The 25,895-nt window shown below is 72.5% G+C and carries 23 protein-coding genes; 14 read left to right on the forward strand and 9 right to left on the reverse strand.

Annotated elements, in window-relative coordinates; all coding sequences use genetic code 11:
- Positions 1-241: 241 nt before the first annotated feature.
- The 3 genes from ABZ873_RS24580 to ABZ873_RS24590 all read left to right on the forward strand — a co-directional run bounded on the left by ABZ873_RS24580 (position 242) and on the right by ABZ873_RS24590 (position 3,209).
- Entirely contained in the window at positions 242-844 is a 603-nt protein-coding gene (locus ABZ873_RS24580; protein WP_360875775.1) for a cysteine dioxygenase family protein, read from the forward strand.
- Positions 845-912: 68 nt separating this feature from the next.
- Positions 913-1,872, forward strand: a complete 960-nt coding sequence (gene cofD / locus ABZ873_RS24585; RefSeq protein ID WP_360875777.1) for a 2-phospho-L-lactate transferase — start codon at positions 913-915, stop codon at positions 1,870-1,872.
- On the forward strand, positions 1,869-3,209 hold the full coding sequence (locus ABZ873_RS24590) for a coenzyme F420-0:L-glutamate ligase (protein ID WP_360875779.1): 1,341 nt from the start codon (positions 1,869-1,871) through the stop codon (positions 3,207-3,209). Before cofD ends, ABZ873_RS24590 begins: the two co-directional genes overlap by 4 nt.
- A gap of 52 nt (positions 3,210-3,261) precedes the next feature.
- Here ABZ873_RS24590 and ABZ873_RS24595 read toward each other — a convergent pair whose 3' ends face one another.
- The gene (locus ABZ873_RS24595) at positions 3,262-3,774 is read right to left on the reverse strand and encodes a hypothetical protein (protein WP_360875781.1); all 513 of its coding nucleotides are present in this window, start codon (positions 3,772-3,774) and stop codon (positions 3,262-3,264) included.
- Positions 3,775-3,904: 130 nt separating this feature from the next.
- Here ABZ873_RS24595 and ABZ873_RS24600 point away from each other — a divergent pair, with 130 nt between their 5' ends.
- Entirely contained in the window at positions 3,905-4,318 is a 414-nt protein-coding gene (locus ABZ873_RS24600) for a GNAT family N-acetyltransferase (RefSeq protein ID WP_360875783.1), read from the forward strand.
- A gap of 9 nt (positions 4,319-4,327) precedes the next feature.
- Here ABZ873_RS24600 and ABZ873_RS24605 read toward each other — a convergent pair whose 3' ends face one another.
- Entirely contained in the window at positions 4,328-4,549 is a 222-nt protein-coding gene (locus ABZ873_RS24605) for a hypothetical protein (protein ID WP_360875785.1), read from the reverse strand.
- Between the two features lie 201 nt (positions 4,550-4,750).
- Here ABZ873_RS24605 and ABZ873_RS24610 point away from each other — a divergent pair, with 201 nt between their 5' ends.
- A complete protein-coding gene (locus ABZ873_RS24610) occupies positions 4,751-5,737 on the forward strand; it encodes a hypothetical protein (protein ID WP_360875787.1) in 987 nt (328 codons plus the stop codon).
- A gap of 10 nt (positions 5,738-5,747) precedes the next feature.
- On the opposite strand, the gene ABZ873_RS24615 is transcribed toward ABZ873_RS24610, so the two are convergent.
- Together ABZ873_RS24615 and ABZ873_RS24620 are read right to left on the reverse strand one after the other, a co-directional pair.
- The gene (locus tag ABZ873_RS24615) at positions 5,748-6,746 is read right to left on the reverse strand and encodes a DNA-3-methyladenine glycosylase 2 family protein (protein ID WP_360875789.1); all 999 of its coding nucleotides are present in this window, start codon (positions 6,744-6,746) and stop codon (positions 5,748-5,750) included.
- Between the two features lie 131 nt (positions 6,747-6,877).
- A complete protein-coding gene (locus tag ABZ873_RS24620) occupies positions 6,878-8,257 on the reverse strand; it encodes a peptidoglycan recognition protein (RefSeq protein WP_360875791.1) in 1,380 nt (459 codons plus the stop codon).
- 140 nt (positions 8,258-8,397) lie between these two features.
- Between ABZ873_RS24620 and ABZ873_RS24625 the strand changes: the two genes are divergently transcribed.
- The 4 genes from ABZ873_RS24625 to ABZ873_RS24640 all read left to right on the forward strand — a co-directional run bounded on the left by ABZ873_RS24625 (position 8,398) and on the right by ABZ873_RS24640 (position 14,363).
- Positions 8,398-9,147: a TIGR03089 family protein gene (locus ABZ873_RS24625; RefSeq protein WP_360875793.1), complete on the forward strand. Its 750-nt coding sequence runs from the start codon at positions 8,398-8,400 to the stop codon at positions 9,145-9,147.
- Positions 9,148-9,397: 250 nt separating this feature from the next.
- The gene (locus tag ABZ873_RS24630; protein ID WP_360875819.1) at positions 9,398-10,636 is read left to right on the forward strand and encodes an LCP family protein; all 1,239 of its coding nucleotides are present in this window, start codon (positions 9,398-9,400) and stop codon (positions 10,634-10,636) included.
- A gap of 224 nt (positions 10,637-10,860) precedes the next feature.
- Positions 10,861-12,603 carry an LCP family protein gene (locus ABZ873_RS24635; RefSeq protein ID WP_360875795.1) on the forward strand — a complete coding sequence of 581 codons (1,743 nt, stop codon included), beginning with the start codon at positions 10,861-10,863 and terminating at the stop codon, positions 12,601-12,603.
- 62 nt (positions 12,604-12,665) lie between these two features.
- On the forward strand, positions 12,666-14,363 hold the full coding sequence (locus ABZ873_RS24640; protein ID WP_360875797.1) for an LCP family protein: 1,698 nt from the start codon (positions 12,666-12,668) through the stop codon (positions 14,361-14,363).
- Positions 14,364-14,463: 100 nt separating this feature from the next.
- Here ABZ873_RS24640 and ABZ873_RS24645 read toward each other — a convergent pair whose 3' ends face one another.
- The gene (locus ABZ873_RS24645) at positions 14,464-15,507 is read right to left on the reverse strand and encodes a glycosyltransferase family 2 protein (RefSeq protein WP_360875799.1); all 1,044 of its coding nucleotides are present in this window, start codon (positions 15,505-15,507) and stop codon (positions 14,464-14,466) included.
- A gap of 303 nt (positions 15,508-15,810) precedes the next feature.
- On the opposite strand from ABZ873_RS24645, the gene ABZ873_RS24650 reads away from it, so the two are divergent.
- Positions 15,811-17,202 carry an LCP family protein gene (locus ABZ873_RS24650; RefSeq protein WP_360875821.1) on the forward strand — a complete coding sequence of 464 codons (1,392 nt, stop codon included), beginning with the start codon at positions 15,811-15,813 and terminating at the stop codon, positions 17,200-17,202.
- Positions 17,203-17,222: 20 nt separating this feature from the next.
- On the opposite strand, the gene ABZ873_RS24655 is transcribed toward ABZ873_RS24650, so the two are convergent.
- Positions 17,223-17,759 (reverse strand): acyl-CoA thioesterase, encoded by a 537-nt coding sequence (locus ABZ873_RS24655; RefSeq protein ID WP_360875801.1) that lies wholly within the window; start codon positions 17,757-17,759, stop codon positions 17,223-17,225.
- 105 nt (positions 17,760-17,864) lie between these two features.
- Between ABZ873_RS24655 and ABZ873_RS24660 the strand changes: the two genes are divergently transcribed.
- Positions 17,865-19,181 (forward strand): LCP family protein, encoded by a 1,317-nt coding sequence (locus ABZ873_RS24660; protein ID WP_360875803.1) that lies wholly within the window; start codon positions 17,865-17,867, stop codon positions 19,179-19,181.
- A gap of 110 nt (positions 19,182-19,291) precedes the next feature.
- Here ABZ873_RS24660 and ABZ873_RS24665 read toward each other — a convergent pair whose 3' ends face one another.
- Both ABZ873_RS24665 and ABZ873_RS24670 read right to left on the reverse strand, forming a co-directional pair.
- Positions 19,292-20,374: an NDP-sugar synthase gene (locus tag ABZ873_RS24665; RefSeq protein ID WP_360875805.1), complete on the reverse strand. Its 1,083-nt coding sequence runs from the start codon at positions 20,372-20,374 to the stop codon at positions 19,292-19,294.
- Positions 20,375-20,699: 325 nt separating this feature from the next.
- A complete protein-coding gene (locus ABZ873_RS24670; protein ID WP_360875807.1) occupies positions 20,700-21,464 on the reverse strand; it encodes an XRE family transcriptional regulator in 765 nt (254 codons plus the stop codon).
- Positions 21,465-21,666: 202 nt separating this feature from the next.
- Here ABZ873_RS24670 and ABZ873_RS24675 point away from each other — a divergent pair, with 202 nt between their 5' ends.
- Positions 21,667-22,128 (forward strand): hypothetical protein, encoded by a 462-nt coding sequence (locus tag ABZ873_RS24675; protein WP_360875809.1) that lies wholly within the window; start codon positions 21,667-21,669, stop codon positions 22,126-22,128.
- A 69-nt stretch (positions 22,129-22,197) separates the two neighbouring features.
- The gene (locus ABZ873_RS24680; RefSeq protein ID WP_360875811.1) at positions 22,198-22,905 is read left to right on the forward strand and encodes a class I SAM-dependent methyltransferase; all 708 of its coding nucleotides are present in this window, start codon (positions 22,198-22,200) and stop codon (positions 22,903-22,905) included.
- Positions 22,906-23,072: 167 nt separating this feature from the next.
- On the opposite strand, the gene ABZ873_RS24685 is transcribed toward ABZ873_RS24680, so the two are convergent.
- Positions 23,073-24,245 (reverse strand): acyl-CoA dehydrogenase family protein, encoded by a 1,173-nt coding sequence (locus tag ABZ873_RS24685; protein WP_360875813.1) that lies wholly within the window; start codon positions 24,243-24,245, stop codon positions 23,073-23,075.
- A 203-nt stretch (positions 24,246-24,448) separates the two neighbouring features.
- Between ABZ873_RS24685 and ABZ873_RS24690 the strand changes: the two genes are divergently transcribed.
- Complete coding sequence (locus ABZ873_RS24690) at positions 24,449-25,792, forward strand: UDP-glucose/GDP-mannose dehydrogenase family protein (RefSeq protein WP_360875815.1); 1,344 nt, start codon at positions 24,449-24,451, stop codon at positions 25,790-25,792.
- Positions 25,793-25,895 lie beyond the last annotated feature (103 nt).

Here is a 25,895-nt window from a genome sequence, read left to right on the forward strand (position 1 = left end):
GTGAAACTTTTCCCCCAAACCGGACATTGGGTTGACAGCCGGACCCCCGACCCGTTTCCCTTGTGCCCATGTCTGCGCCTGTCATTACCTCCGGAACCCCCATTCGTGGGTTCCTTGGTGCTGACCAGGTTCGCTGTCGCTGTTGCTGCTGTTGATGCCCGTGGAGCCATGGCTCCTCCGGAGCTCCGGCCCTTCCCCCAGCGACCGCCAGCACGACTGACATCCGTCGAGGTACCCCCCGATGAACAGCACCCCCCACCGCACCGGCGCCACCACCGCCTCCGCCTCCGTGCCCGCCCCGGCGGAAGCACTGGCCGCCGCACCGGTCGCCGCACCGGCGCCCGTGGAGAGCGACCTCCAGATCGCCGGCGACATCCTCGCCGTCCAGCACCTCCTCCAGCCCGCCCGGGAACACCCGGCGACCGTCGCCGAGTTCGTCGGGCTCGCCCGCTCCCTCGCCGAGGACCGCGCCTCCTGGGAGCACCTGGTCCGCTACGACGCCACCACCCGCTGGTACCACCGGCTGCGCACCGGCCCCGGGTACGAGGTCTGGCTGCTCAGCTGGGTCCCCGGCCAGGGCAGCGGCCTGCACGGCCACGGCGACTCCTCCGGCGTCCTGACCGTCCTGGACGGCGAGCTCACCGAGCACACCGCCCGCGGGCGGCTCACCCACCGGGCCGGCGCCCAACGCGTCTTCGCCCCCGGCTACGCCCACGAGGTCGTCAACGACACCCTCGAAGGCGCGGTCAGCCTGCACATCTACTTCCCGGGCCTGACCGAGATGCCGATGCACAGCTGCTCCCCGGCCGCCGCCGAGACCGGCACCGCCCCGCTGCCCGCCTGAGCATCACAGCCGACCACCACCGCCGACCACCACCGCGCACGGCGGGGGCCGGCTGACAGACTGTCCGTATGCGCATTGTTGTTCTGGCCGGCGGTATAGGCGGCGCCCGGTTCCTCCGCGGACTCAAGTCGGCACGGCCCGACGCGGACATCACCGTCATCGGCAACACCGGTGACGACATCCACCTCTTCGGCCTCAAGGTCTGCCCCGACCTGGACACGGTGATGTACACCCTCGGCGGTGGCATCAACGAGGACCAGGGCTGGGGCCGCACCGACGAGTCCTTCACCGTCAAGGAGGAGCTGGCCGCCTACGGGGTCGGGCCCACCTGGTTCGGCCTCGGCGACCGCGACTTCGCCACCCACATCGTCCGTACGCAGATGCTCGGCGCGGGCTATCCGCTCAGCGCCGTCACCGAGGCGCTGTGCGACCGCTGGCAGCCCGGGGTGCGGCTGCTGCCGATGTCCGACGACCGCGTAGAGACCCATGTCGCGATCACCGACGCGGAGACCGGCGAGCGCCGCGTCGTCCACTTCCAGGAGTACTGGGTCCGGCTGCGCGCCGCGGTGGACGCCGAGGCCGTCGTACCCGTCGGCGCCGAGCAGGCCAAGCCCGCGCCCGGTGTGCTGGAGGCCATCGCCGCCGCCGACGTGATCCTCTTCCCGCCGTCCAACCCGGTGGTGTCGGTGGGCACGATCCTGGCCGTGCCCGGCATCCGCGAGGCGGTGGCCGCCGCGCCCGCGCCCGTCATCGGCCTCTCCCCCATCGTCGGCGGCGCCCCCGTGCGCGGGATGGCCGACAAGGTGCTGGCCGCCGTCGGCGTGGAGTCCACCGCCGCGGCGGTCGCCCTGCACTACGGGACCGGGCTGCTCGACGGCTGGCTGGTGGACACCGCCGACGCGGACGCCGTCGCCGGGGTCGAGGCCGCCGGCATCCCCTGCCGGGCCGTACCGCTGATGATGACCGACCTGGAGGCCACCGCCGCGATGGCCCGCGCCGCGCTGGAGCTGGCCGGGGCGGCCCGGTGACGGCGGGGCAGGCGTCGGACGCCGGGCAGGCGCCGGAGCCGGGTGCGGGGGCCTCGTACGAGGTCCGGGCGCTCAGCGGGATCCCCGAGGTCCGGCCCGGCGACGACCTGGCCAAGCTGATCGTGACGGCCTTCCCCGGCCTGCGCGACGGGGACGTCCTGCTCGTCACCTCGAAGATCGTCTCCAAGGCCGAGGGCCGGATCGTGGAGGCCGGATCCCGCGAGGCCGCCATCGACGCCGAGACCGTACGGGTGGTCGCGCGGCGGGGGTCCCTGCGCATCGTCGAGAACCGGCAGGGCCTGGTGATGGCCGCGGCCGGGGTGGACGCCTCGAACACCGCGCCCGGCACCGTCCTGCTGCTCCCGGAGGACCCGGACGCCTCGGCGGCGGCCATCCGCGCCGGGGTGCGCGACGCGCTCTCCGTCGACGTGGGCGTGGTCGTCACGGACACCTTCGGGCGGCCCTGGCGCAACGGGCTGACCGATGTGGCCATCGGCTCGGCCGGCGTCCGCGTCCTGGACGACCTGCGCGGCGGCACGGACACCCACGGCAACCCGCTCAGCGCCACCGTCGTCGCCACGGCCGACGAGCTGGCCGCGGCCGGCGACCTGGTCAAGGGCAAGACGGCCGGGCTGCCCGTCGCCCTCGTGCGCGGGCTGCCCCACCTGGTCGGCGAGGGCTCCGCGGCCCGGGACCTCGTCCGCGCCCCCGCCGACGACATGTTCCGCCTCGGCACCTCGGAGGCCGTACGGGAGGCCGTCACGCAGCGGCGTACCGTACGGTCCTTCACCGCCGAGCCGGTGGACCCGGGCGCGGTCCGCCGGGCCGTCGCCGCCGCCGTGACGGCCCCGGCGCCGCACCACACCACGCCCTGGCGGTTCGTCCTGCTGGAGTCGGAGACCTCCCGGCTGCGGCTGCTGGACGCGATGCGGGAGGCGTGGATCGCGGACCTGCGGGCGGACGGCCGCTCCGAGGAGTCCATCGCCCGCCGGATCCGGCGCGGCGACGTCCTGCGCGAGGCCCCCTACCTGGTGGTGCCCTGCCTGGTGACGGACGGCGCCCACCACTACGGCCACGCCCGTCGGGACGCCGCCGAGCGGGAGATGTTCGTGGTCGCGATGGGCGCGGGCGTCCAGAACCTCCTGGTCGCCCTGGCCGGCGAACGCCTGGGCTCGGCGTGGGTCTCCTCGACCATGTTCTGCCGCGAGGTGGTGCGCGAGACCCTGTCCCTCCCCGCGACCTGGGACCCGATGGGCACGGTAGCGGTGGGCCACCCGTCAACGCCCCCGCCCGAACGCCCGCCCCGCCCGGCGGAACAGTTCATCGAGACCCGCTGAGGGCGCCCCGCGCGAGACCGGCCGACGCTTCGGCCGGTCCTGCCGACCGGGCCTAGAGCCCGGTGCTCCTGCCCGCGGCGACGGTGCGGACGCGGTCGACCTGGAGGCCCGCGACGCGCTCCAGGGCATCGCGCTCGTTCTCGCTGATGGTGACGTAGGCGAGGACCGTGCCGATGCGCAGGACCGCGTCCCCGGTGGCGTCGTCCATGAAGGCGTCGGTCTCGTCGGCCCCCGAGACCAGCGTCACCGGCTGGGACGGGTCCTTGTACTGGGCCGCTTCCTTCCGCTGCTTGTCGGCCAGCCCCTTCATGCCCGCGCGCGCCTGTTCGGCCGTCTCGAACGAGAAGAGCCGGAACTCCACCCGCGCCCGGCTGGATCCGCTGGCCTCGATGTCCTTGCCTCCGAAGGCGATCAGCCCGGTGCAGGGGACGCCCGTCTCCTTGGCGCAGTACGTGACGGCCTCAGCGCCTCCGGTGGCGAAGGGCTCGCCCCCGGAGAACCACTTGCTCACGTCCGACTCGTCCGGAAGCGCCTTGATCAGGGCCGCCGCGTGCAGACCGGCCAATTCGGGGCGATCTTGACGGAGCTGACGGACGTGACGTCAGATGCGGGGAGGAGTCGGCATCGAGAAGCGGCGCGGTCGCGGGAGGTTGGGCTTGTTCATCGCGGAAGAGAGCGTTTTCGATCCTGACGAGATGCTGGGTCTCTACGCGTCGGTCGGGTGGGAGGGTTACACCGCCGATGTCGGCAGGCTCTGCCGGGGGCTGCGGAACTCGCACCTCGTCATCACCGCGCGGGACGGGTCGGGCACGCTGCTCGGACTGGCCCGGACCGTCTCCGACGACGAGCACATCTGCTACGTCCAGGATGTCGTGGTCGATCCGGCCCATCACCGGCAGGGCGTCGGGCGGGCGCTGGTCGAGCACCTCATGCGGCGGTACTCGCACTGCCGTTTTTTCCTCCTCTCCACCGACCACGCGTCCTCGCCGGAGGGCGAGCGCAATCACGCGTTCTACCGGAGCCTGGGCTTCCTGTCCTACGAGGAAAAGGAGATGGCGGGCTTCGGACTGCCCAGGAACCGCCCCGACCTCCGGGACACGGCGCCCTGACGGGTCGGGTCATCGGCGGGCGCGCCAGGTGCCGTAGAGGGCGGCGACGGCGCTGATGACGCCCGCGAAGCCGGCTTCGCCGACGGTGAGGTAGGTGGCGGCGCAGGTGGCGAGGAGGGCGAGGAGGACCACGGCGTCGGGGACGCGGCGTCCACCGGGGTCCGGTTCGCGGGTGGGGGCCGGGGGGTGAGTGGGGTCGGGGGGCTGCGGGGTGTTCCCGGTGGGAGTCATGGCTCCAGGAGAGCGGTCCGCGGCCGCCGTTCCCAGTGATCCGTACGGGCCCGCCCGGACCCGGACGAGTCCGCGCTCCGGCCGTCGGAAGGCGGGCCGGTCGCGGACGGGACGGGGCGTCCGGGGGCGTTCGCGGTAATCCGCGTACGTACGGCCCCACCGCGCTCTAGCGTGGCTTCTCCGCACGAGCAGGGGGATGTGATGGCTGCCGAAGAACCCGTGGTGGAGCCGCAGGACGGTGCGGCGGTCGATGCCTACGAGGCCGCGCTGGACGCCTTCGCCGAGAAGCTGAACCTGCTCCACATAGCCAGCGGCTTCCCCTCCTACGCCACGGTCGCGTCCGCCTCCGTACGGCCTCGCCTGACCACGACCGGCCTGAACGAGATGCTGTCCGGCAAGCGGCTGCCGTCCCTTGAGGCGCTGCTCGAATACCTCCGGGTCGTCACCACCCCCCGCGGCCTGGACAAGCCGGCCGCCGCCCGGTTCCGCGCGGACGCCGCGCTCGTGGAGGAGTGGCGCGGGCACTGGCAGGACGCCAAGCTGCTCCAGCGCCGGGCCCAGGCCGCCAGCAAGCGCGTGCGGGCCACGATCCGGCAGGTCCACGAGGACGCCGTCCGCGAGGCCGAGGCTCTGCGCGCGGCCGCGCGCGCGGAAGCCGAACACATCCGTACGAGCGCGTACGCCGAGGCCGAGGACATCCGCGCACGGGCCGTCCGCGCCGGGACGACGGACGGCGGGACGGCGGGCAGTGCGACGGCGGACGGCAGTGCGACGACGGACGGCGGGACGACGGACGGCGGGAGGCCGGACCGGCCCGGACGCCGCGGGTCCGTCGGCCTGCCCGCCGCGCTGGCGGTGGCCGTCGTGGCGGTGGTCGCGATTCTGGTGGGCGACTCCTTCACCGGCACACCCGGCGACTGCCAGGACGACCGCACCCGGGCCGCCGTCCCGTCCGGCGGCCACGGAGCCGTCCGGCCTGTGGCCTTCGCCGCCGAACCGGCTTCCCTCATCACCTTTCCCCCCGGTCACTCCCTGCTCCGCGGCTTCCCGACCCCGTCGACCTCCCCGCTCCCGCAGCAGTCCCCGACACCGAGCCCGTCCACCACCCCGGCCCTGACACCGACACCGACGCCCACCCCCGCCCCCAGCCGGTCGGCGCACTGCGCGAACCGCCAGGGCGGCTCCTAGCGGGCGCGGCTCACAGGAGGCCGATGTCGCCCCGGGGCATGCGCGGGGTGCGGCGGGGCGGGGTGCGGCCGGTGAGGAGGATCAGGCGGACCGCCCGGTGGCGCTGCCCGGCGTACGGGGCGAGGAGGTCCAGCATGGCCGCGTCGTCGGCGTCGCGGTCACCGGCGAGGGCGAAGCCGACGATGCCGGGGAGGTGGAGGTCCCCGGTGGTGACGGCGTCGGGGTGGCCGTTGCTGCGCTGGAGGGTCTCGGCGGAGGTCCACGGGCCGATGCCGGGGATCGCCTCCAGCCGCCGGGCGGCCTCCGGGAGGTCCATCGCGGCCGCCTCCTCCAGCCGGGCCGCGACGCGCACCGCCCGCAGGATCGTCGCGGAGCGCTTGGCGTCGACCCCGGCCCGGTGCCAGTCCCAGGAGGGGATCAGCGCCCAGGTCCGGGGCTCGGGCATGACGTACAGCTCCTTGCCGAGCGGGCCGGGCGCGGGCTCGCCGTACTGCCGTACGAGGCGTCGCCAGGCCCGGTAAGCCTCCTCGGCGGTGACCTTCTGCTCCAGGACCGTCGGGATCAGCGACTCCAGCACCAGCCCGGTACGGGTCAGCCGCAGCCCGGGGCGGCTGCGGTGGCTCGCGTGGACCAGGCGGTGGCGGGGGACGAAGGCGGCCGGATCGTCCTCGGCGCCGAGCAGCGCGGGCAGCCGCGCCAGGAGCCAGTCCGCGCCGGGGCCCCACGCCTCGGCGCCGATCTCCGCCCCGGTGCGGGAGACACGGAGCGTGCCGGGGCCCTCGGGGGTGCGGCAGGCGCGCCAGACGGAGCCGTCGGGGGTGGTGCGGAAGGTGGGGTCGTGGGCGCCGCGGCGCAGCGGCCCGAGCACCAGCCCGAGGTCCACGGGGCCCTCCGGGCTCCAGCGGCGCGCGGTGGCACCGGCCCCGGCGGTACTCCCCCGGCCGGCCGGTACGCCGGTACGGCCGCCGCGCACGGCGGCGCGGGTCAGGGGATCGAAGCGGCCGGCCATGCGACGAGCGTAGCCCGCATCGGCCGGCGGAGGTCGCGGGCCGATGCGGGCGGGGCGGCAGGCCGAAGGGGTGGCAGCCGAGGGGGGCGGCAGCCGAGGGGCAGCGGGCCGAGCGGCAGCGGACCCTGCGCCTACGGGCGGCCCTGGAGCCGCGCCGAGGCGGTCCGGGCCGTGCCGAGCCTGCCGTAGAGCTGCTTGCCGGGGCATTCCGTCGCGAAGCCGTCCCGGTGGCCCGAGATCACGTTCAGGGAGACGTTGCGGCCCTTGGGGAAGCGGTTGCCGCCGCCCGACTTGAGGGTGGTCTTCGCACGCGGGTCCCGCCCGAAGAGGCCCAGCTTCCAGGCCGTGAGCCGGGCGACCGCGTCCACGGCCACCGCCGGGGGCGCCGAGGAGGTGTAGGTGCCGAGCACGGCGATGCCCATGCTGTCGGTGTTGAAGCCCATGGTGTGGGCGCCGAGCACCGGCTTGGAGACGCCGCCCGCGCGGCCCTCGTAGACCGTGCCGCACTTGTCGACGGCGAAGTTGTAGCCGAAGTCGCGCCAGCCGCTGCTGACCACGTGGTAGCGGTACAGGCTGCGCAGCACGGCCGGGGCGTCCTTGCAGGCGTAGTTGTTGCCGGAGGCGCTGTGGTGGACGAAGGCCGCCTTCACGGTGTTCGTGTAGACGAACGCCTTCTCGCGCAGGGACTCGTTCGCGCCCCAGCCCTTGCGGGTGACGATGCGCGGGCGCGGGCCGATGTAGGGCGCCGCGGCCGGGGCCAGCTCGCCGTCGCCGGCGAAGACGGCGTCGGCGGTGGAGTCGGCCTTGTCCAGCGCGGTGATCTCGTTCGCGCCGATGGGGGCGTGCGGCACGTTCGCCGCGGACGCCTCGGCCATCTCCATGGTCATACCGGGGGCCGCCATCTCGCCCTTGCCGTCGGGGGCGGGGCCGTTGTTCTTGCCGTCTCCCGCCCCGGCGGGCCCGGCCGCGCCGGGGTCGACCAGCTCGATCCGCATGCCCGAGGGCAGCCGGGAGGGGGCCCGGGTGGCGGGGGCGTCCGGCTCGGCCTGGACGCGGACCTCGACCCCGTCGGACTCGCCCACCCACAGCGGGGCGGTGGCGCCGCGGACCCGCCCGGAGGCGCGTTCGGCGGTGTCGGGGTCGGCCGCGTGCTCGCTGTTGTGGATCTCCACGTCCTGCCAGCCGGACCAGGTGGCGGTCGCGGTGGAGCGGGTACGGACCTGGACGCGGCCGTGGAGCTCGGTGGCGACGTCGTCCCAGACCACGCCGACCAGGGAGAAGGTGTCGACCTTGCGGGCGGACAGGCCCCGGGTCTCGGGCCCGCCCGGCGAGGCGCCCGTACCGGGGGTGCGGGTGGCCACGGGTCCCAGCGGGACGAGCGGCAGCGACTGGGTGGACCCGGCCGGGGTGACGGGGACGGTTTCGGCGAGTGCAGGAGTCGGGAGCGCGAGGGGCAGGGCCAGTGCGGCGGCCGTCGCGACGCCGATCGAGGAAGCAAGGAATCCACGCATGACAAGGATGGTGGGCACCCTTCCGGGCGGGCGCCATCCGAGAACTGACGCCCCGTCCGCTGCGCCGCGCGATACCCCTCCCCCGTACGGAGGACCCGGGGACCGCCGGACGGAGGAGGGGCCCGCGTACCCTGTGCCGGGTGAACGCCACTGACCGCACCCCTGCCGACCTGCTGCGATCCGCGCTCGCCGCCGATCCGGGCCGCCCGCTCGTGACCTTCTACGACGACGCCACCGGCGAGCGCGTCGAATTGTCCGTCGCGACCTTCGCCAATTGGGTGGCCAAGACCGCCAACCTGCTCCAGGGCGACCTGGGCGCCGAGCCCGGCGACCGGCTGGCGCTGCTGCTCCCCGCGCACTGGCAGAGCGCCGCCTGGCTGCTGGCCTGCGCCTCGGTCGGCGTGGCCGTGGAGATCGGCGGCGACCCGGCCGGCGCGGACCTGGTGGTGAGCGGCCCGGACACCCTGGAGGAGGCACGGGCCTGCTCCGGTGAGCGGGTGGCGCTGGCGCTGCGTCCGCTGGGCGGCCGCTTCCCGCAGCCGCCGGCCGGGTTCGCGGACTACGCGGTGGAGGTGCCCGGGCAGGGCGACCGCTTCGCGCCCTTCGTGCCGGTGGACCCCGAGGGGCCGGGGCTGGTCGTGGACGGCGAGGAGCTCTCGTACGAGGAGCTGGTCGCGCGGGCCCGCCGGGACGCGGCGGAGCTCGGCCTCGGCGCGGGCTCGCGGGTGCTGACCGGGCTGGGCTACGACTCCTGGGCGGGGCTCTCGGCGGGGCTGTACGCGGCGCTGGCCGCGGGCGGGTCCGTGGTGCTGTGCCGGAACCTGGACCGGCTGGCGGCGGAGGGGCTGGCGCAGCGGATCGAGAGCGAGCGCGTCACCCACACGGTCTGACCGGGCCGCCACCGGCCCCTCCCTAAGCTCCTCGTACGTCCCTCACAGGTCCCTCGTACGCCCCTGGTTCGTCCTCGCCCCGCACCCCCGGACCGGGAGAACGGGCGATCTGTCACCCGTTCGGCGCTAGACAGACCCCCGTCCCCGGGCTGCCCCGCCGACCCGGAGGCAGGATCAGCAGTGGCCGTGCTCACCCGTACGGCTGCTCGCAGCGGCGAGGGGACGAACGCCAGTGACGGACAGCGCAGGCATACCGGGCGGCACCGGTGCGGCCGGGGGCGGAGGACTGCCCCCCGGGGACCGCAGGCGCCGGCTGCTGCGCTGGATCGGGCTCGGCGCGGTCCTCCTCGTCCTGACGGGGACCGTGACGGGCTGGTGGCTCTACAGCAGGCTCGACGGGAACATCACCGAGGACTCCTCGGCCGCGGCCGAACTGGAGCGCTACGAACGCGAGCGCCCGGCCCACCTGGCCACCGGCGCCCAGAACATCCTGCTGATCGGCTCGGACTCCCGGTCCGGCCGGCGGAACTCGGGCTACGGGGAGGACAAGGGCACCCAGCGCTCGGACACCACGATCCTGCTGCACCTCCCGCAGGACCGCGGCAGCGCCACCGCGGTGTCGATACCCCGGGACCTGATGACGGAGATCCCCTCCTGCCTGAAACCGGACGGCGAGCGCACCCCCGTCTCGTACGCGCAGTTCAACTGGGCCTTCGAATGGGGCGGGGCGGCCTGCACGATCCGGACCGTGGAGAAGCTCACGGGCATCCGGGTCGACCACCACATGGTCATCGACTTCGGCGGGTTCAAGCGGATGGTCGACGCCGTCGGCGGGGTGGAGGTGTGCCTCAAGGAGCCGGTGAACGACGTGCAGGCCAAGCTGCGGCTGCCCGCCGGGCGGCAGACCCTGCGCGGGGAGCAGGCGCTCGGCTTCGTGCGCGCCCGGCACAGCCTGGGCAACGGCAGCGACACCGAACGCATGCAGCGCCAGCAGCAGTTCCTCGGCTCGCTCGTCCAGAAGGTGCAGAGCAACGGGGTCCTGCTGAACCCGACGCGCCTGTACCCGCTGCTGGACGCCGCCACCTCCTCGCTGACCACCGACCGCGGGCTGGCCTCGCTGCGGAATCTGTACGAACTGGTGCGGGGCGTACGGGACATACCCACCGACCGGATCGTCTTCCTGACGGTGCCGCGCAAGCCCTACGGCCCCAACCCCAACCGCGACGAGCTGGTGGAGCCCGAGGCCGCGCAGCTGTTCCGGCAGTTGCGGGAGGACCGGCCCGTCACGGTGACCCCGCCGAAGCCCTCGCCGACGGCTCCGACCGCCCCCACGGCTCCGGCGTCAACGGCGGACCCCTCGGGCGCTACCGCTTCGGTGGGCCGGAGTGCCACGCGCTGGACGGATCCGGCCGGTCAGGGAACCGTGATGGCGCCCGTACCCGTCCCCACCTTCACCGGGAGCACGGCGGACGACGCCGACTGCCGGTAAAGCAATCCCAAAAGCCGGTGACCGAACCGAGTGGGATGGGTGGTTCGCCCCGTTATAAGGGGAGTGGAATTTGTCACCACCATGGTTTGCGGCCGAACAGGGCGGATAAGGTGAGCGATCCGGTGCCCGGCCGGAACCGGGGACCGGGTACCAGCAGCCGGATCGTTGACCGTGCGTCTTGGGGGAGACGCGTCGCGAGGCACCGACGGAGGATTCGAGCAACCGTGGATGCGCAAAGCCGTGGGCGGGCGGACGAGATCGACCCCGCAGACCAGTGGGTACTCAACCCCCGCACCGGCCACTACGAGCTGCAATTGAACGACTCCGGTGCGCAGGCACGGCCCCGGGTCGGCTCGCCCCGCCGGTCCTCGGCGGCAGCTCCCTCGGCCCCCACGGCCCCCTCCCCCGGCGTCCCCAAGCCGCGCCGCGGCGACGCCCCGCCGGGAGGCCGGCGCGGCGGGCGCCCGCGCAAGGGCGAGGGCGGCGGCGGTGGCGGGCGCCGGAAGAAGGCCCTGGCCGTCACCGGCGGCACGCTCGCCTTCCTGCTGGTCGGCGGCGCGGTGGCCGGGTACCTGTACTACGACCACCTGAACGGCAATCTGAGCGTCACCGACATCGCGGGCGCGGGCACCGGCGGCTTCAAGAAGGACCAGGCCATCAACATCCTGGTCATCGGCACCGACAAGCGCAGCGGTGCGGGCAACGAGGGCTACGGGGACAAGGACAGCGTCGGCCACGCCGACACCACGATCCTGTTCCACATCGCCAAGGACCGCAGCAACGCGACCGCGCTGTCCATCCCGCGCGACCTCATCACGAACATCCCGGACTGCCCGACCAAGCAGCCCGACGGCACCACCAAGACGGTCCGCGGCACGAAGGGCGTGCGGTTCAACAACAGCCTGGGCCAGGAGGGCCGGGACGCGGGCTGCACCATGCGCACGGTCAAGGACCTGACCGGCATAGAGGTCGACAACTTCATGATGGTCGACTTCAACGCCGTGAAGACGCTGAGCACCGCGGTCGGCGGCGTGCCCGTCTGCCTGGAGAAGGCCGTCGACGACCGGGACTCCCACCTCAAGCTCTCGCAGGGCGAGCACCGCCTGGAGGGCGAGCAGGCGCTGGCCTTCGTACGCACCCGGCACGCCTTCGGCAACGAGAGCGACCTGGACCGCATCAAGACCCAGCAGCAGTTCCTCGGTTCGATGATGCGCGAGATGAAGTCCAAGGAGACGCTGACCAGTCCGAAGAAGTTCTTCTCCCTCGCGGAGGCGGCCACCAAGTCGCTGACCGTGGACCAGGGGCTGGGCTCGATCGACAAACTCACCGATCTCGCGAGTGAGTTGAAGGACATCGATCTCAAGAACATCACCTTCACCACCCTCCCGGTGCTGGACAACCCGGCGGAGCCGGCGAACCGCAAGGCGACCGTCGTGGTCAACCAGGGCCTCGCCGACCCGCTGCTGCAGATGATCCGGGGGGACGTCTCGCTCACCGAGGTCGAGCAGAAGGAGCAGGCAGCCAAGGAGGCGGCCGACGCCGACGCCAAGGCCAAGCAGGACGCGCTGCTCCAGGGCAACCGGGCGCCCGCGGGGGACGTACGGGTGTCCGTCTACAACGGCGGCGGGCCCAAGGGCGCCGCCTCCACCACGCTGAACTGGCTGCAGAACACCAAGGGCATGGGCAAGGCCAGCAACCAGGGCAACGCGCCGTCGAAGGTGTCCGCCACCCAGCTGGAGTACGCGCCCAACCAGGCCGACCAGGCCCGCACGCTGGCCGACGCCATGGGGCTGCCGGTCACCGCGCTGAAGATGGGGACCACGGACGCCGGGACGAAGACCCCGATGAAGCTGACCCTCGGACCGGACTTCCAGCAGCCCGGTTCCCCGCTGGCCCCGCCGGTTCCGCAGGAACTGCCCAAGGACGTCCAGCAGGCCCAGGCGGACAAGGCCGTCTGCGCCAAGTAGCGCCACACGCGCCGGTCGCGCCGGCGCACCCATGACCAAGAAGGACCTCAAGGGGGATACGCGTGACGCACAGCAGCGTGCGGGGGGAGGGGGCGGCCGCCCGCGCCGACGGGGAGATACCCGGTGGCGGGGCGGGCGCGTCCGGCACGGTGCCCCCACCGCGGGACGGCTCCGGGCCGGCCCGCGAGGCGGCCGCGGGCCGCCCCGGCAGACGGGGCAGGCGGCGCGTGCTGCGCTGGGTGGCCAGCGTCCTGTCCCTGCTCATACTCGTGACGGCGGCGGGCGGTTACCTCTACTACCGCCACCTGAACGGCAGCATCCAGACGGACGCCCTGAACCTCGGCGACAACAAGCTGGGCGGCTCCAAGCCCAACGCCTTCGGCCAGACCCCGCTGAACATCCTGCTCATCGGCTCGGACGCGCGCAACGACGCGGAGAACCAGGCCCTCGGCGGCGCCACCGAGACCTTCGACGGACCGCCGCTCGCGGACGTGCAGATGCTCCTGCACCTGTCCGCGGACCGCTCCAACATGTCCGTGGTGTCGATGCCCCGCGACACCATGCTGATGATGCCCAAGTGCACCGAGCCGGGGGGCAAGATCTACCCGGCCAGCAAGGGCCTCGTACAGACCAACGAGTCCATCCAGCGCGGCGGACCGGGCTGCACGGTCGCGGCGTGGACCGAGCTGACCAAGATCCCCATCGATCACTTCATGATGATCGACTTCAAGGGTGTGGTCCGGATGGCGGACGCCATCGGCGGCGTACCGGTCTGCGTGGAGCAGAACGTGCACTCCCGTACCCGGGACGGCAAGGGCTCCGGGCTGAAACTGCCCCAGGGCACGAGCGTCATCCAGGGCGAGACGGCCCTCCAGTGGCTGCGTACCCGCTACGGCTTCGAGGACGGCACGGACATAGGCCGGACCCACGCCCAGCACCAGTACATGAACTCGATGGCCCGGGAGTTCCGCAAGAACGCGAAGCTCAGCAACCCGGTCAAGCTCAACAGCCTGGCCCAGGCGGCGATCGAGGCCATGGTGGTGGACACCGGCCTGAACAAGATCGACAAGCTGTTCGACCTCAGCATGGAGCTCAAGAAGGTCCCGCCGGGCCGGATCACCATGACCACCATGCCGTGGATCTACAGCACCAAGCCCGGTCTCGACGGCCGTGTCGAGCCCAAGCCGGGCGAGGCCGAGGACGTGTTCCGGATGGTGCGCGAGGACATCCCGCTCGACGGCCAGGGCCCGGCCACCCCGGCGGCCTCCGCCTCCGCGGGCGCCCCCGCCTCGCCCTCCGCTCCCCCGGCCGGGCAGCCGAGCCCCACCGCCACGGCGGCGGCGCCGCCCGCGAAGATCGCGGTCACCGTACGCAACTCCACCGGCGGCAAGGACGGCTCCGGGACCCTGGTCAAGGGCCGCGCGAGCGAGGTCGCCGCGCTGCTGTCCGGCAAGGGCTTCAGCAAGGTCGTCGCCGACACCCGGACGGGCGCCGAGGACACCTCGGTGATCCGCTACGCCACCGACGCGCAGGCGGCCGACGCGGCCGCCGTGGCCACCGCCCTCGGCCTGCCCGGCGGTTCGGTGCAGAAGTCCGACGAGGTCGCCGGGGTGGTCGTCCTCGTCGGCAAGGACTGGCGCACCGGCGGTACGCCGACCCCGCCGCCGCCCGCCCCGACCAAGGCGCCGGACTCCGCGCACGCCCTCAACGGCGACAACGACCAGGCGTGCATGCCGATCCAGCCCGGGTTCACCTGGTAGTCGGCAGACCTGGCAGCGGGCACACGGAAGGGGCCCGGTGGGGAAGCAGCGTACGAACGCCGCTCCCTCGCCGGGCCCCTTCCGTACGTCTCCGTGCGGCTCAGACCTGCGGGGCGTCCCGGACCTGCGGGGCGCCGGTCCGCACGGCCGGGCGGCGGCTCGCGATGAGCCGGTTCGCCAGCGCGCGCGGGCTGGTCAGGAAGCCGAAGCCCCAGGACAGGTGCATGGTCGCCAGCGCCAGCGGGATCTGCGCGCGGGCCTTGAGGGAGAGCCCCTTGCCGGCCGGGACCGAGCCCACGGCGATGCCCGCGAGGTAGCCCGCCGGGAGGACGAAGCCGAGCGGGCTGAGGGTCGCGCCGACGACCACGCCCGCGGCGAGCGCGCAGACGAGGGTCGGCGGGGCCAGGTAGCGCAGGTTGATGGAGCCCGAGTGGTAGCGGGCCACCACGTGCCGCCAGCGCCCGTAGTCCTTGTACTGCTTGGCGAGGGCCTTCACCGAGCGCCGGGGGCGGTACTGGACGCGCAGCTCCGGCGAGAACCAGATGAGGCCGCCGGCCTCGCGGATGCGGAAGTTCAGCTCCCAGTCCTGGGCGCGGATGAACTCCTCGTTGTATCCGCCCTGTTGTTCCAGCGCCTCGCGGCGGAACACACCGAGGTAGACGGTCTCGGCGGGGCCGGCCCGGCCGCCGGTGTGGAAGGGCGCGTTACCGACGCCGATCTTCGAGGTCATCGCGGCGGCGACGGCCTCCTCCCAGGCGTTCTGGCCTTCGGCGTGCATGATCCCGCCGACGTTCTGCGCGCCGGTCTCCTCCAGGAGCCGGACGGCGGTGGCGATGTAGTCCGGGGAGAGCATGCCGTGGCCGTCGACGCGTACCACGATCGGGTGACGCGATGCCTTGATGGCGGCGTTGAGGGCCGCCGGGGTCCGGCCGGTGGGATTCGGGACGGTGTGGACTCGGGGATCCTCGGCGACGAGTTCGGCGGCGATCTCGTCGGTGCGGTCCGTGGACGGCCCGAGTGCGATCACCACCTCCATCTCGCCCGCATACTCCTGTTCCAGGATGTGGCGGACTGACTCGCGGAGGTAGTGCTCCTCATCGAGCACCGGCATGATCACCGAGACTGCGGGCTGCTGGGCGGGCATGTGGTCCTTCAAGGTCGGGTATCGGTGTCACGTTACCGCGTACGGGGGAACCGGGTGCGCGCCGAGTGATCGGTACGGACAGCTGCTGATCGTACGGGCCTACTGTTCTGTCGGATCTGCCGACTGAGTGCTCATGACCGGCCCGCCCGAGACCGGTCTCCCTGCTGCCCCGCGGAGGTGTCCACCGTGCCCCAGCCGCACCGACCCACCCGTCCCGCCCGGCCGCCCGAGCCGCAGCGCGCACGGCGCGGCGGCGGGGGTGGCGGCCCGGCCCGGCGCCGGGAGGGCCGGCCCCGGTGGGGGGTGCGGCTCGCGGCGGGGGTGTCGGTGGTGGTGCTCGGCTCCGGGGCCGTCGGGCACGCCGTCATGACGGGCCTGGACACCGGCATCGAGCGGGTGGACCCCTTCAAGGACATGAAGAACCGCCCACAGGCCGGGCACGGCCTGAACTTCCTGCTGGTGGGCACCGACGGCCGGGAGAAGATCAGCCCCGAGGAGAAGCGCGAGTACCGCCTCGGCGGCGCGCCCTGCCACTGCACCGACACGATCATGCTGGTGCACCTGTCCGCGGACAGGGAGCGGGCCAGCGTGATCAGCCTTCCCCGGGACAGCTTCGCCGAGGTGCCCGCCCACCAGGACCTCACCACCGGCAAGGCGCACAAGGCCCACCCGGTCAAGCTCAACGCCGCGTACGCGGAGGGCGGGCCGCAGCTGACCGTGCGGACCGTGGAGAACATGACCCGGGTGAAGATCGACCACTACCTGGAGGTCGACTTCACCAGCTTCATGAAGACGGTCGACGCCATGGGCGGGGTGGAGATCTGCACCGCGAAGACCATGCGCGACCCCAACACCGGCCTCGACCTGCTGCCCGGCACCCACCGGCTGACCGGCGGCCAGGCGCTGCAGTACGTACGCTCCCGCCATGTCGACGGCGCTTCCGACCTCGGCCGGATGCAGCGCCAGCAGCGGTTCATCGCCGCCCTGATCAAGCAGGCCACCGGCGGCGGGGTGCTGCTGAACCCGGTGAAGTTCAAGGAGGTCAGCTCCACGCTGCTGGGCTCCGTCCGGGCCGACAAGGGCTTCGGCTCCGAGCAGATGCTGGCCCTGGGACAGGCGATGCGGGACTTCACCCCCTCCTCCTCGGAGTTCGCCTCGGTGCCCATCGGCAGCCCCTCCTTCCCGGTGAAGGGGATCGGCTCCACCGTGAAATGGGACGAGCCGAAGGCGGCCAAGCTCTTCCAGGCGCTGCGCGAGGACCGGCCGCTGGCCCCCGCCCGGCCCGGGAAGCCCGGCGCGGCCGCCGCCGCGCGGCCCGTGGCCGTGCCGGTGGACGTGCCGCCGCAGCAGGTCCGGGTCCAGGTGGAGAACGGCACCCGGATCGACGGGCTGGGCGGCCGGGTGGACTCCGCGCTGCGCGCCACCGGCTTCGACACCACCCGCGCCCCGGGCAACGCCGCCAGCCGCGACGTCCGGCGCACGGTGATCACGTACGACCCCCGCTGGGACCGCACCGCCCGTACGGTGGCCACCGCGCTGCCGGGCAGTGAGCTGCGGGCGGTCGCGGGGCAGGGCAGGACGGTGCTGGTCACCGCCGGCGCCGACTACCGCAAGGTGGTGCCGGTGCGCGCGGAGGATCCGTACCAGGGCGCCTTCGGGGTGGTCACCGGGGACCAGGTGGTCTGCGGGGGCTGAGGCCGCCCCCGCGGGGCCTCTCAGTCCTCGGAGCCGCGGGCGTTGCGCTCCTCGCGCAGCGCCATGATGGCCTGGCGGCGGGCGAGCCGGTGGGTGCGGCGGATCTGGGCCTCCTGGTAGCGCCGCTCGTCCTGCTCGGTCTCCGGCAGGACGGGCGGGACCGTGCGGGGCTTGCCCTCGGCGTCGACGGCGGCGAAGACCAGGTAGGCGCTGCCGACCTGGGTGGCGGGGGTGGACTCGTTCCACCGCTCCGCGAGGACGCGTACGCCGATCTCCATGGAGGAGCGGCCGGTCCAGTTGCACTGGGCCTTCACATGGACGAGGTCGCCGACGCGGACGGGCGCGAGGAAGGCCATCTCGTCCATGGAGGCGGTGACCGCCGGGCCGCCGGAGTGCCGTCCGGCCACGGCGCCGGCCGCGTCGTCCACCAGTTTCATGATCACGCCGCCGTGCACCGTACCCAGGAGGTTGGTGTCGTTGGCGGTCATGATGTGGCTGAGGGTGGTGCGCGAGGCGGAGGTCGGCTTCCCGGGCAGCTCGTCCGGTATCTGTGTCATACGCACACCTTAGATCCGTGCCGTCGGCATCAGCTCTGCAACAGCCGCGGAACGGATCCTCCCCCGGGCTGTCGGAGGGCGCGCGGGGCCAGGCATCCTTGGCGCATGAATGACTGGCCAGAAGGTCGCGACGACGCCTACGGACGCGGCAGCGCGCATCCCCAGCCCGAGGGTGTGCAGCGGATGCGGCACGTCCAGCGCCCGCCCCGGCAGCAGCCGCCGCGGCCCGCGCAGCCCCCGCACCCGCAGCGTCCGGCGGGGCCCCCGCCGGGCCAGGTGCCCCCGCAGCAGGCGGGCGGGCACGACACGTACGGCGGTTACGACAGCGGCTACAACACCGGCCAGGTCTACGGTGCCCCCTCCGGCGGCGCCCCCGGGCGCCCGGAAGGCCCCGGCGGGCCCTCCGGTCCGGGCGGCGGCCCGGGGCGGGCTCCCGGCCCGGCGCCGGACTGGCGCAGGCGGATCAAGGTCGGTTCGATCGTGCTGGTCTCCGCGCTGCTGGTGACCTCGATCGGCACCTACTTCTGGGCGGACGGCAAGGTCCGCCGCGAGGTGGACCTCTCCAAGGTCATCGAGCGGCCGAAGGAGGGCGACTGCACCACCTACCTGATCGTGGGCTCCGACAGCCGCGAGGGCATGTCCGACGAGGAGAAGAAGAAGCTCCACACGGGCTCGGCCGAGGGCAAGCGCACCGACTCGATGATGATCCTGGCGAAGTGCTCCAGCGGGAACACGATGATCTCGCTGCCGCGCGACTCGGACGTGGAGATCCCCGCCTTCGTGGGCTCCCAGTCGGGCAAGAAGTTCCCCGCGCAGGGGCGGCGGGTCAAGCTCAACGCGGCGTACGCGGAGGACGGCCCGGAGCTGCTGGTGCGGACGGTGGAGCACAACACGGGCCTGCGCATCGACCACTACGCCGAGATCGGCTTCGCCGGCTTCGCGAACATCGTGGACGCGCTGGGCGGGGTGGAGCTGGACATCGAGCAGGGCTTCAAGGACGAGAAGTCCGGCGCCGACTTCAAGGCGGGCCGGCAGACGCTGAACGGCGAGCAGTCGCTGGCCTTCGTCCGCACCCGGTACGCCTTCGCCGAGTCGGACCTCCAGCGGACCAAGAACCAGCAGAAGTTCCTGGCGGCGCTGGCGAGCCAGGCCGCGACCCCGTCCTCGGTGCTGAACCCGTTCACGCTCTACCCGGTGATGGGCGCGGGCCTGGACACCCTCATCGTCGACAAGGACATGGGCCTGTGGGACATGGGCCAGATGTTCTTCGCGATGAAGGGGGTCAACGGGGGTGACGGCGTGTCGATGAACATGCCGATCTCCGGGCAGCGCGGCGGGAACCTCGTCTGGGACAAGGCGAAGGTGCAGCAGTTGGTGAAGCAGATCCAGAACGACGAGAAGGTCACGGTCCGCGGCAACTGACCGCGGCGGCCGGGGGCCGGGGCGGCTCGGGGGCCGGGGGCCCTGCGGCCCGGGGCCGTGGCGGACCGGGGCCGGGGCGGCCTCCCCGGCTTCTTCCCCGGGTCCGCTCGTCAGGCGTCCGGGGAGAAGCGGATGGCCGCGTCGGGCAGCCGGGCCTCGCACCAGACGCGGGCCCCGGCGCGCAGCTCGTTGTCCGCGCCGACGACGGCTCCGTCCCCGACGACGGTGCCGTCGAGCACGGTCCGCTCGCCCACCGCGGCGCGGGAACCGATCAGGCTGGCGCTGACCTGGGCGTCCGCGCCGATGACGGCGTCCCCGAGCACGATGGAGCCCTGGACCACGGCCCCGGCCCCGATCCGGGCCCCGGCGCCCACCACGGTGCCCCCCGACAGCTTGGCGCCCGCCTCCACCTCGGCGCCGGGCAGCACCAGGTACTCGCCGCGGCGGCCGGGCACGGCCGGGGAGGGCACGACGCCGCGGACCAGGTCGGCGGACGCCTGGATGATCGACTCCGGCTTGCCGAGGTCCATCCAGTACGTGTTCTCGGTGACCCCGTGGAGGGTGGCGCCGGCGGCGAGCAGCCCGGGGAAGGTCTCGCGCTCGACGGAGACGGGGCGGCCGGCCGGGATGGAGTCGATGACGCTGCGGCGGAAGACGTAGCAGCCGGCGTTGATCTGGTCGGTGATGATCTCCTCGGGCGTCTGCGGCTTCTCGGTGAAGGCCAGCACCCGCCCGTCGGGGTCGGTGGGCACCAGCCCGAAGGCGCGCGGGTCCTCGACGCGGACCAGGTGCAGGGAGACGTCGGCGTCGGCGCTCTCGTGGGCGCGGACCAGCCCGGCGATGTCGAGCCCGGTGAGGATGTCCCCGTTGAAGACGAGCACGGAGGAGTCGGGGCCGCCGGTCAGGCGCTGCCCGGCGTTGCGGATGGCGCCGCCGGTGCCGAGGGGTTCGTCCTCGACGACGTATTCGAGGGAGATGCCGAAGTCGGAGCCGTCACCGAAGTAGGGCTCGAAGACCTCGGCGAGGTAGCAGGTGGCCATGACGATGTGCGTGACACCGGCGGCGGCGGCCCTGGCTATCTGGTGGGCGAGGAACGGGACACCGGCCGTGGGGACCATCGGCTTGGGCGTGTTCACCGTCACGGGCCGCAGTCGCGTCCCCTGTCCGCCGACCAGCAGGATCGCTTCCGTCATTGCGTTCTCCCCAACCGATTCCGGCGTACGAAGGTCCAAATTTAGCCCATGCGTGTGGCCCCGGAGCCCGGGGCCACAGCGACGGAGGACCCCCGGCCGACGGCCGGGGGTCCCTGAGTCCGCGCAGGTCGGAGCAGGCTACGGCAGGTTGCGCGCCATGACGATCCGCTCGCGGATCTGCGCGCTGAGGGGCACGTCTGACGTGACCCGCACAGTACCCCGACGGAGAGGGTCACCCCTGGATTCCCCCATGACCGCCGGAGCCGCCTCGTCAGGGAGCTGATCAGGAAGTATGCCTGATCAGGGATCCGTACCGCAGCGACCCCTACTCGGGAGTACGGCTGTACCGCTCCAGCGTCGCCTTCGACGTGGACCTGTCCACGAGCCGCAGTTCCCACGGACCCGTGTTCACGTCGAAGTCCTTCCCGAAACCGACCCACTTCCCGGCCATCCGTCGGCCGGTCGGCTCGACCAGGAGCTGAAGGGCCCCGTGGTAGCGGGCCCCGTTGTAGTAGCCGTCCGAAGCGGTCTGCTCCACCCATGATCCTGTGACCACGTTGCGGTCGACGGTCAGATCCAGCGTGAGCGGGCTGTCCGGGTTCGAGGACGCCCCGGGCAGGCTCTGAGCGGTCAGCCGGTTGCCGTGCTGCACGATCACCACGTAGTGCTTGCCCTCGTACGTGTCCCCCCGGCTGGACGAGTAGAACTCGTACCGGCTGAGCCATACCCCGGTGAACGTCTCCTCGACCTTCTGTGCGGTCGACCGCACTCCCCCTGCAGCGGAGGTCACACCCTCTGCCCCTGCATCCATGTCGTGTCCTCCTGTCCCGTCGGCGTGGACCCTGGCCATCGGTACGGGGAGAGAGAACCCCAGGGCCTCGACGGGACGGCCTGTGACCCGCTCCAACGCCCTGGCGTACACACCCCGGGGCGTCCTGCTCGTACCCGACTCCCAGCGCTGCACCAGTCGCTTCGACGCTTCGTTGGGTTCTCCCAGCTCCTGCCCTGCCCGGCGCAGAGCCTTGGCAAAGTCGTCCTGACTCAAGCGCAGGCCGATACGCACGGCCCGCAGCACATCATTCGGCACCACAAGGGCGAGTGATGGCCGGCCAGAACGACGGGCCCTGAGACATCTGCGGAGAGCGGGCCGCCCGGCGGCCGGCCCGGACGTAGGGAGGCTCGGTGACCTACCCGAGCAAGCAGTGCCGAAACGCCTCCGACCGCCATGCCGTCGGCCGCGTGGCCCCTATGCGAGTGCCCCGATGTTCCGCGACGACAAGGAAGGCACCACAGTGACGATCGCCCAGCACGACACCACCAGGCCCCTGGACCTGATCAGCTCCAGCCTCCGGGCCGACCTCATCACCATGGTCCGTGAGGACTACTGGCCGGAGATCACCGACGACGAGGGCAACCGGGGCGTCGAGCAGCTCGCCGCCTTCCCTGCCGTGGCCGCGACCACCACCGAGCAGGTGACCCCCAGCCTCCGCGTGGACCTGTTCTGGCACGCCTTCGTGCTGCACACGAAGCCGTACGCCGACTTCTGCGACACGCTCGGGGGCGGGTTCATCCACCACGTCCCGGACCGCAACAGCGGGCACAACCCCGAAAAGGGCCGGGCCGCGATGCGCCGGACGGCCGGCCTGATCCGCGAGGCCGGATACCGGACCGACCCCGTCTTCTGGCCCCTTGGCGACGCGGCCGACTGCACCCAGTCCTACGCCGGCTGCACCGACAGCCCCGTCAGCAAGTAACCAGCCCCACCGCCTCAGCCGCCCGGTATCGTGCCGGGCGGCTGTCGCCATGACCGAGAACGGACACCGATGACTGACGCGCGCAGTGACGCATGGGACACCTATGCGCAGAGCAAGCCGCAGCGAAGGCAGACCAACGCCAAGGGTGAGGCGACCTGGTTCAACTGGACCCAGTACGCCGACCATGGGCCCGGCGCCGAACTGCTGGCCCTCGAACCGGGTGACACGGCGCTCGATCTCGGATGCGGGTCCGGCGGGAACATCGCTCACCTGGCCACCCTCGGCGTCAAGGCCGTCGGCGTGGACATCTCTGCGAAGCAGCTCGGCAAGGCCCGAGAGCGGTGGCCGGACGTGGGCGGCATGGAACTGCACCAGGGCGACGGCCTGGCCTACCTCGGCGAGACCTTCACCGTCTTCGACGCCATGTTCAGCGTCTTCGGCGCTGCCTGGTTCACCGACCCCGGCCTACTGCTCCCCGTCGTTCATGCCACACTCAAGCCGGGCGGCGTATTCGCCTTCTCTCAGCGACCGCCGGTCGAAGGCTGCTACGGATGCCAAGCCTCGTACATTCCTCGGGGACCCGAAGAGGATCCCGCCATCGTGAAGCGGTGGGACTATCAGCCCGACATCTGGTCCTCGCTCCTCAAGGAGTACGGGTTCCCCGAAGTGACCGCGACCGTGCTTCCAGCACCCGATCATGACAAGCGGACCACAGGCACGCTCCTCATCCGCGCCGTGCGCGGGGACCGGGCTCAGCACCTCAGAACCACTCGGTGAGGCCATGGCCGTCTCACGCGATCAGATCGACTTCCAGGCCGAGGTCCTGCACGTCGATTTCCAGATTGCGGAGGACGGCGAATCCGAGTCGGGGAAGAACAGCGCGCTGCAGCGACGGCACATCGAGGCCCCCGGCGTCGCGCCGGGGGCCTCGCGGGAAAACGTCGCTACGGCAGGTTCCTCGCCATCACGATGCGCTGGACCTGGTTCGTTCCTTCATAAATCTGCGTGATCTTGGCGTCGCGCATCATGCGTTCCACCGGGTAGTCGCGGGTGTAGCCGTAGCCGCCGAGGAGCTGGACGGCGTCCGTGGTGACCTCCATGGCCACGTCCGAGGCGAAGCACTTGGCCGCGGCGCCGAAGAAGGTCAGGTCCTCCTTGTCACCGCCCGCCGAGACGCGCTCGGACTTGGCGGCGGCCGAGTAGGTCAGCTGGCGGGCGGCCTCGATCTTCATGGCCATGTCCGCGAGCATGAACTGCACGCCCTGGAAGTCGCCGATCGGCTTGCCGAACTGCTTGCGCTCCTGGACGTAGCCCTTGGCGTAGTCCAGCGCGCCCTGGGCGATGCCGAGGGCCTGGGCCGCGATGGTGATGCGGGTGTGGTCCAGGGTCTTCATCGCGGTGGCGAAGCCGGTGCCCTCGGCGCCGATCATGCGGTCGGCGGGGATCCGTACGTTGTCGAGGTAGATCTCGCGCGTCGGGGAGCCCTTGATGCCGAGCTTCTTCTCCGGGGCGCCGAAGGAGACGCCCTCGTCGGACTTCTCCACGACGAAGGCGCTGATGCCCTTCGAGCGCTTCTCCGGGTCGGTGACGGCCATGACCGTGTAGTACTCGGAGACGCCCGCGTTGGTGATCCAGCGCTTGACGCCGTTGAGCACCCAGAAGTCGCCGTCGCGCACCGCGCGGGTCTTCATGCCGGCGGCGTCGGAGCCCGCGTCCGGCTCGGAGAGCGCGTACGAGAACATCGCGTCGCCCTTGGCGAGGGGGCCGAGGTACTTGGCCTTGAGCTCCTCGGAGCCGGAGAGGATCACCGGGAGCGAGCCGAGCTTGTTGACCGCCGGGATCAGGGAGGAGGAGGCGCAGACGCGGGCCACCTCCTCGATCACGATCACGGTGGCGAGGGCGTCGGCGCCCGCGCCGCCGTACGTCTCGGGGACGTGGACGGCGTGCAGGTCGTTGGCGACGAGCGCGTCCAGGGCCTCCTGCGGGAAGCGGGCCTCCTCGTCGACCGCGGCGGCGAACGGCAGGATCTTCGCCTCCGCGAGCGAGCGGACCGACTCGCGGAGCATGTCGTGCTCCTCGGCCGGGCGGTACAGGTCGAAGTCGGCAGAACCCGCCAAGATCTCTCACTCCCCAGGGTGACACGCGAAAAACGTGATGCTAACTACCGTTAAGTAACCCAAGTTTAGTGGGCCGCTCACGGATGGCGATATGGCGGCCGCACGTGAGTTGCGTGACAGCGGTCCACTCCTGGGGACCGTCCCCCCTGACCGGCCCGACTATGCTCAGGTGCCGCAAACGGCCCCGCACCTCTGGAGCACCCATGGCCCCCCTCAGGATCACTGTGATCGGCACCGGCTACCTCGGCGCGACCCACGCCGCGGCGATGGCCGAGCTGGGATTCGAGGTGCTGGGCCTGGACGTGGTGCCCGAGAAGATCGAGATGCTGTCCTCGGGCCGGGTCCCCATGTACGAGCCGGGGCTGGAGGAGCTGCTGGCGCAGCACGTGGCCGGGCTGCCGGGATCGACGGGGCGGCTGCGGTTCACGACCTCCTGGGAGGAGGTCGGCGCCTTCGGCGACGTCCACTTCGTCTGCGTGAACACCCCGCAGAAGCACGGCGAGTACGCCTGCGACATGTCCTACGTCGACTCCGCGGTCGCCTCCCTCGCCCCGCACCTGACCCGGCCGGTGCTCGTCGTCGGCAAGTCCACGGTGCCGGTCGGCTCGGCCCAGCGGCTGGCGGCGATGCTGACGGAGCTGGCCCCGGCGGGCGAGGGCGTGGAGCTGGCCTGGAACCCGGAGTTCCTACGCGAGGGCTTCGCGGTGCAGGACACCCTGCACCCCGACCGGATCGTGATCGGCGTCCAGGGCGAGCGCGGCGAGAAGCTGCTGCGCGAGGTGTACGGGACGCCGATGGCGGAGGGCAGCCCGCTGGTCGTCACCGACTTCCCGACCGCCGAGCTGGTCAAGACCGCCGCGAACTCCTTCCTCGCCACCAAGATCTCGTTCATCAACGCGATGGCGGAGGTCTGCGAGGCGGCCGGCGGCGACGTGGTGAAGCTGGCGGAGGCCATCGGCCACGACGAGCGGATCGGCGCGAAGTTCCTGCGCGCCGGGATCGGCTTCGGCGGGGGCTGCCTGCCCAAGGACATCCGCGCCTTCATGGCGCGCGCCGGTGAGCTGGGCGCGGACCAGGCGCTGACCTTCCTGCGCGAGGTGGACTCCATCAACATGCGGCGCCGCGGGCACATGGTGGAGCTGGCCCGGGAGGCGGTCGGCGGGTCCTTCCTCGGCAAGCGGGTCGCCGTCCTCGGCGCCACCTTCAAGCCGGACTCCGACGACATCCGCGATTCGCCCGCGCTGAACGTGGCCGGGCAGATCCACCTCCAGGGCGGCCAGGTCACCGTCTACGACCCCAAGGGCATGGACAACGCCCGGCTCGTCTTCCCGACCCTCGCGTACGCCGGCTCCGCGCTGGAGGCGGCCCGGGGGGCGGAGGTGGTCCTGCACCTGACGGAGTGGCGGGAGTTCCGCGAGCTGGATCCGGCGGAGCTGGCCTCCGTGGTCACGGACCGGCTGGTGCTGGACGGGCGCAACGCGCTGGATCCCTCGCGGTGGCGGGCCGCGGGGTGGACGTACCGGGCGATGGGGCGGCCCCGGGCCTGATCATCCCCTGCGGGGTGCTCGGCTGTCTGCCCGGCGCGGGTCGCGCGGCGGGTGCGGCGCCGTTGCGGGGGCGCTGCCCCCGGGCCCCCGCGCCTCAAACGCC

It is taken from the genome of Streptomyces sp. NPDC047014 (assembly GCF_040644195.1).
In the GTDB taxonomy this organism is placed as follows: domain Bacteria; phylum Actinomycetota; class Actinomycetes; order Streptomycetales; family Streptomycetaceae; genus Streptomyces.

Excerpts from the sequence above, each read along its gene's own strand:
- ABZ873_RS24580 (WP_360875775.1), top strand. The coding sequence starts at position 242 with ATGAACAGCACCCCCCACCGCACCGGCGCCACCACCGCCTCCGCCTCC.
- cofD (WP_360875777.1), top strand. The coding sequence starts at position 913 with ATGCGCATTGTTGTTCTGGCCGGCGGTATAGGCGGCGCCCGGTTCCTC.
- ABZ873_RS24600 (WP_360875783.1), top strand. The coding sequence starts at position 3,905 with ATGCTGGGTCTCTACGCGTCGGTCGGGTGGGAGGGTTACACCGCCGAT.
- ABZ873_RS24605 (WP_360875785.1), bottom strand. The coding sequence starts at position 4,549 with ATGACTCCCACCGGGAACACCCCGCAGCCCCCCGACCCCACTCACCCC.
- ABZ873_RS24610 (WP_360875787.1), top strand. The coding sequence starts at position 4,751 with ATGGCTGCCGAAGAACCCGTGGTGGAGCCGCAGGACGGTGCGGCGGTC.
- ABZ873_RS24615 (WP_360875789.1), bottom strand. The coding sequence starts at position 6,746 with ATGGCCGGCCGCTTCGATCCCCTGACCCGCGCCGCCGTGCGCGGCGGC.
- ABZ873_RS24620 (WP_360875791.1), bottom strand. The coding sequence starts at position 8,257 with ATGCGTGGATTCCTTGCTTCCTCGATCGGCGTCGCGACGGCCGCCGCA.
- ABZ873_RS24645 (WP_360875799.1), bottom strand. The coding sequence starts at position 15,507 with ATGCCCGCCCAGCAGCCCGCAGTCTCGGTGATCATGCCGGTGCTCGAT.
- ABZ873_RS24655 (WP_360875801.1), bottom strand. The coding sequence starts at position 17,759 with ATGACACAGATACCGGACGAGCTGCCCGGGAAGCCGACCTCCGCCTCG.
- ABZ873_RS24660 (WP_360875803.1), top strand. The coding sequence starts at position 17,865 with ATGAATGACTGGCCAGAAGGTCGCGACGACGCCTACGGACGCGGCAGC.
- ABZ873_RS24665 (WP_360875805.1), bottom strand. The coding sequence starts at position 20,374 with ATGACGGAAGCGATCCTGCTGGTCGGCGGACAGGGGACGCGACTGCGG.
- ABZ873_RS24680 (WP_360875811.1), top strand. The coding sequence starts at position 22,198 with ATGACTGACGCGCGCAGTGACGCATGGGACACCTATGCGCAGAGCAAG.
- ABZ873_RS24690 (WP_360875815.1), top strand. The coding sequence starts at position 24,449 with ATGGCCCCCCTCAGGATCACTGTGATCGGCACCGGCTACCTCGGCGCG.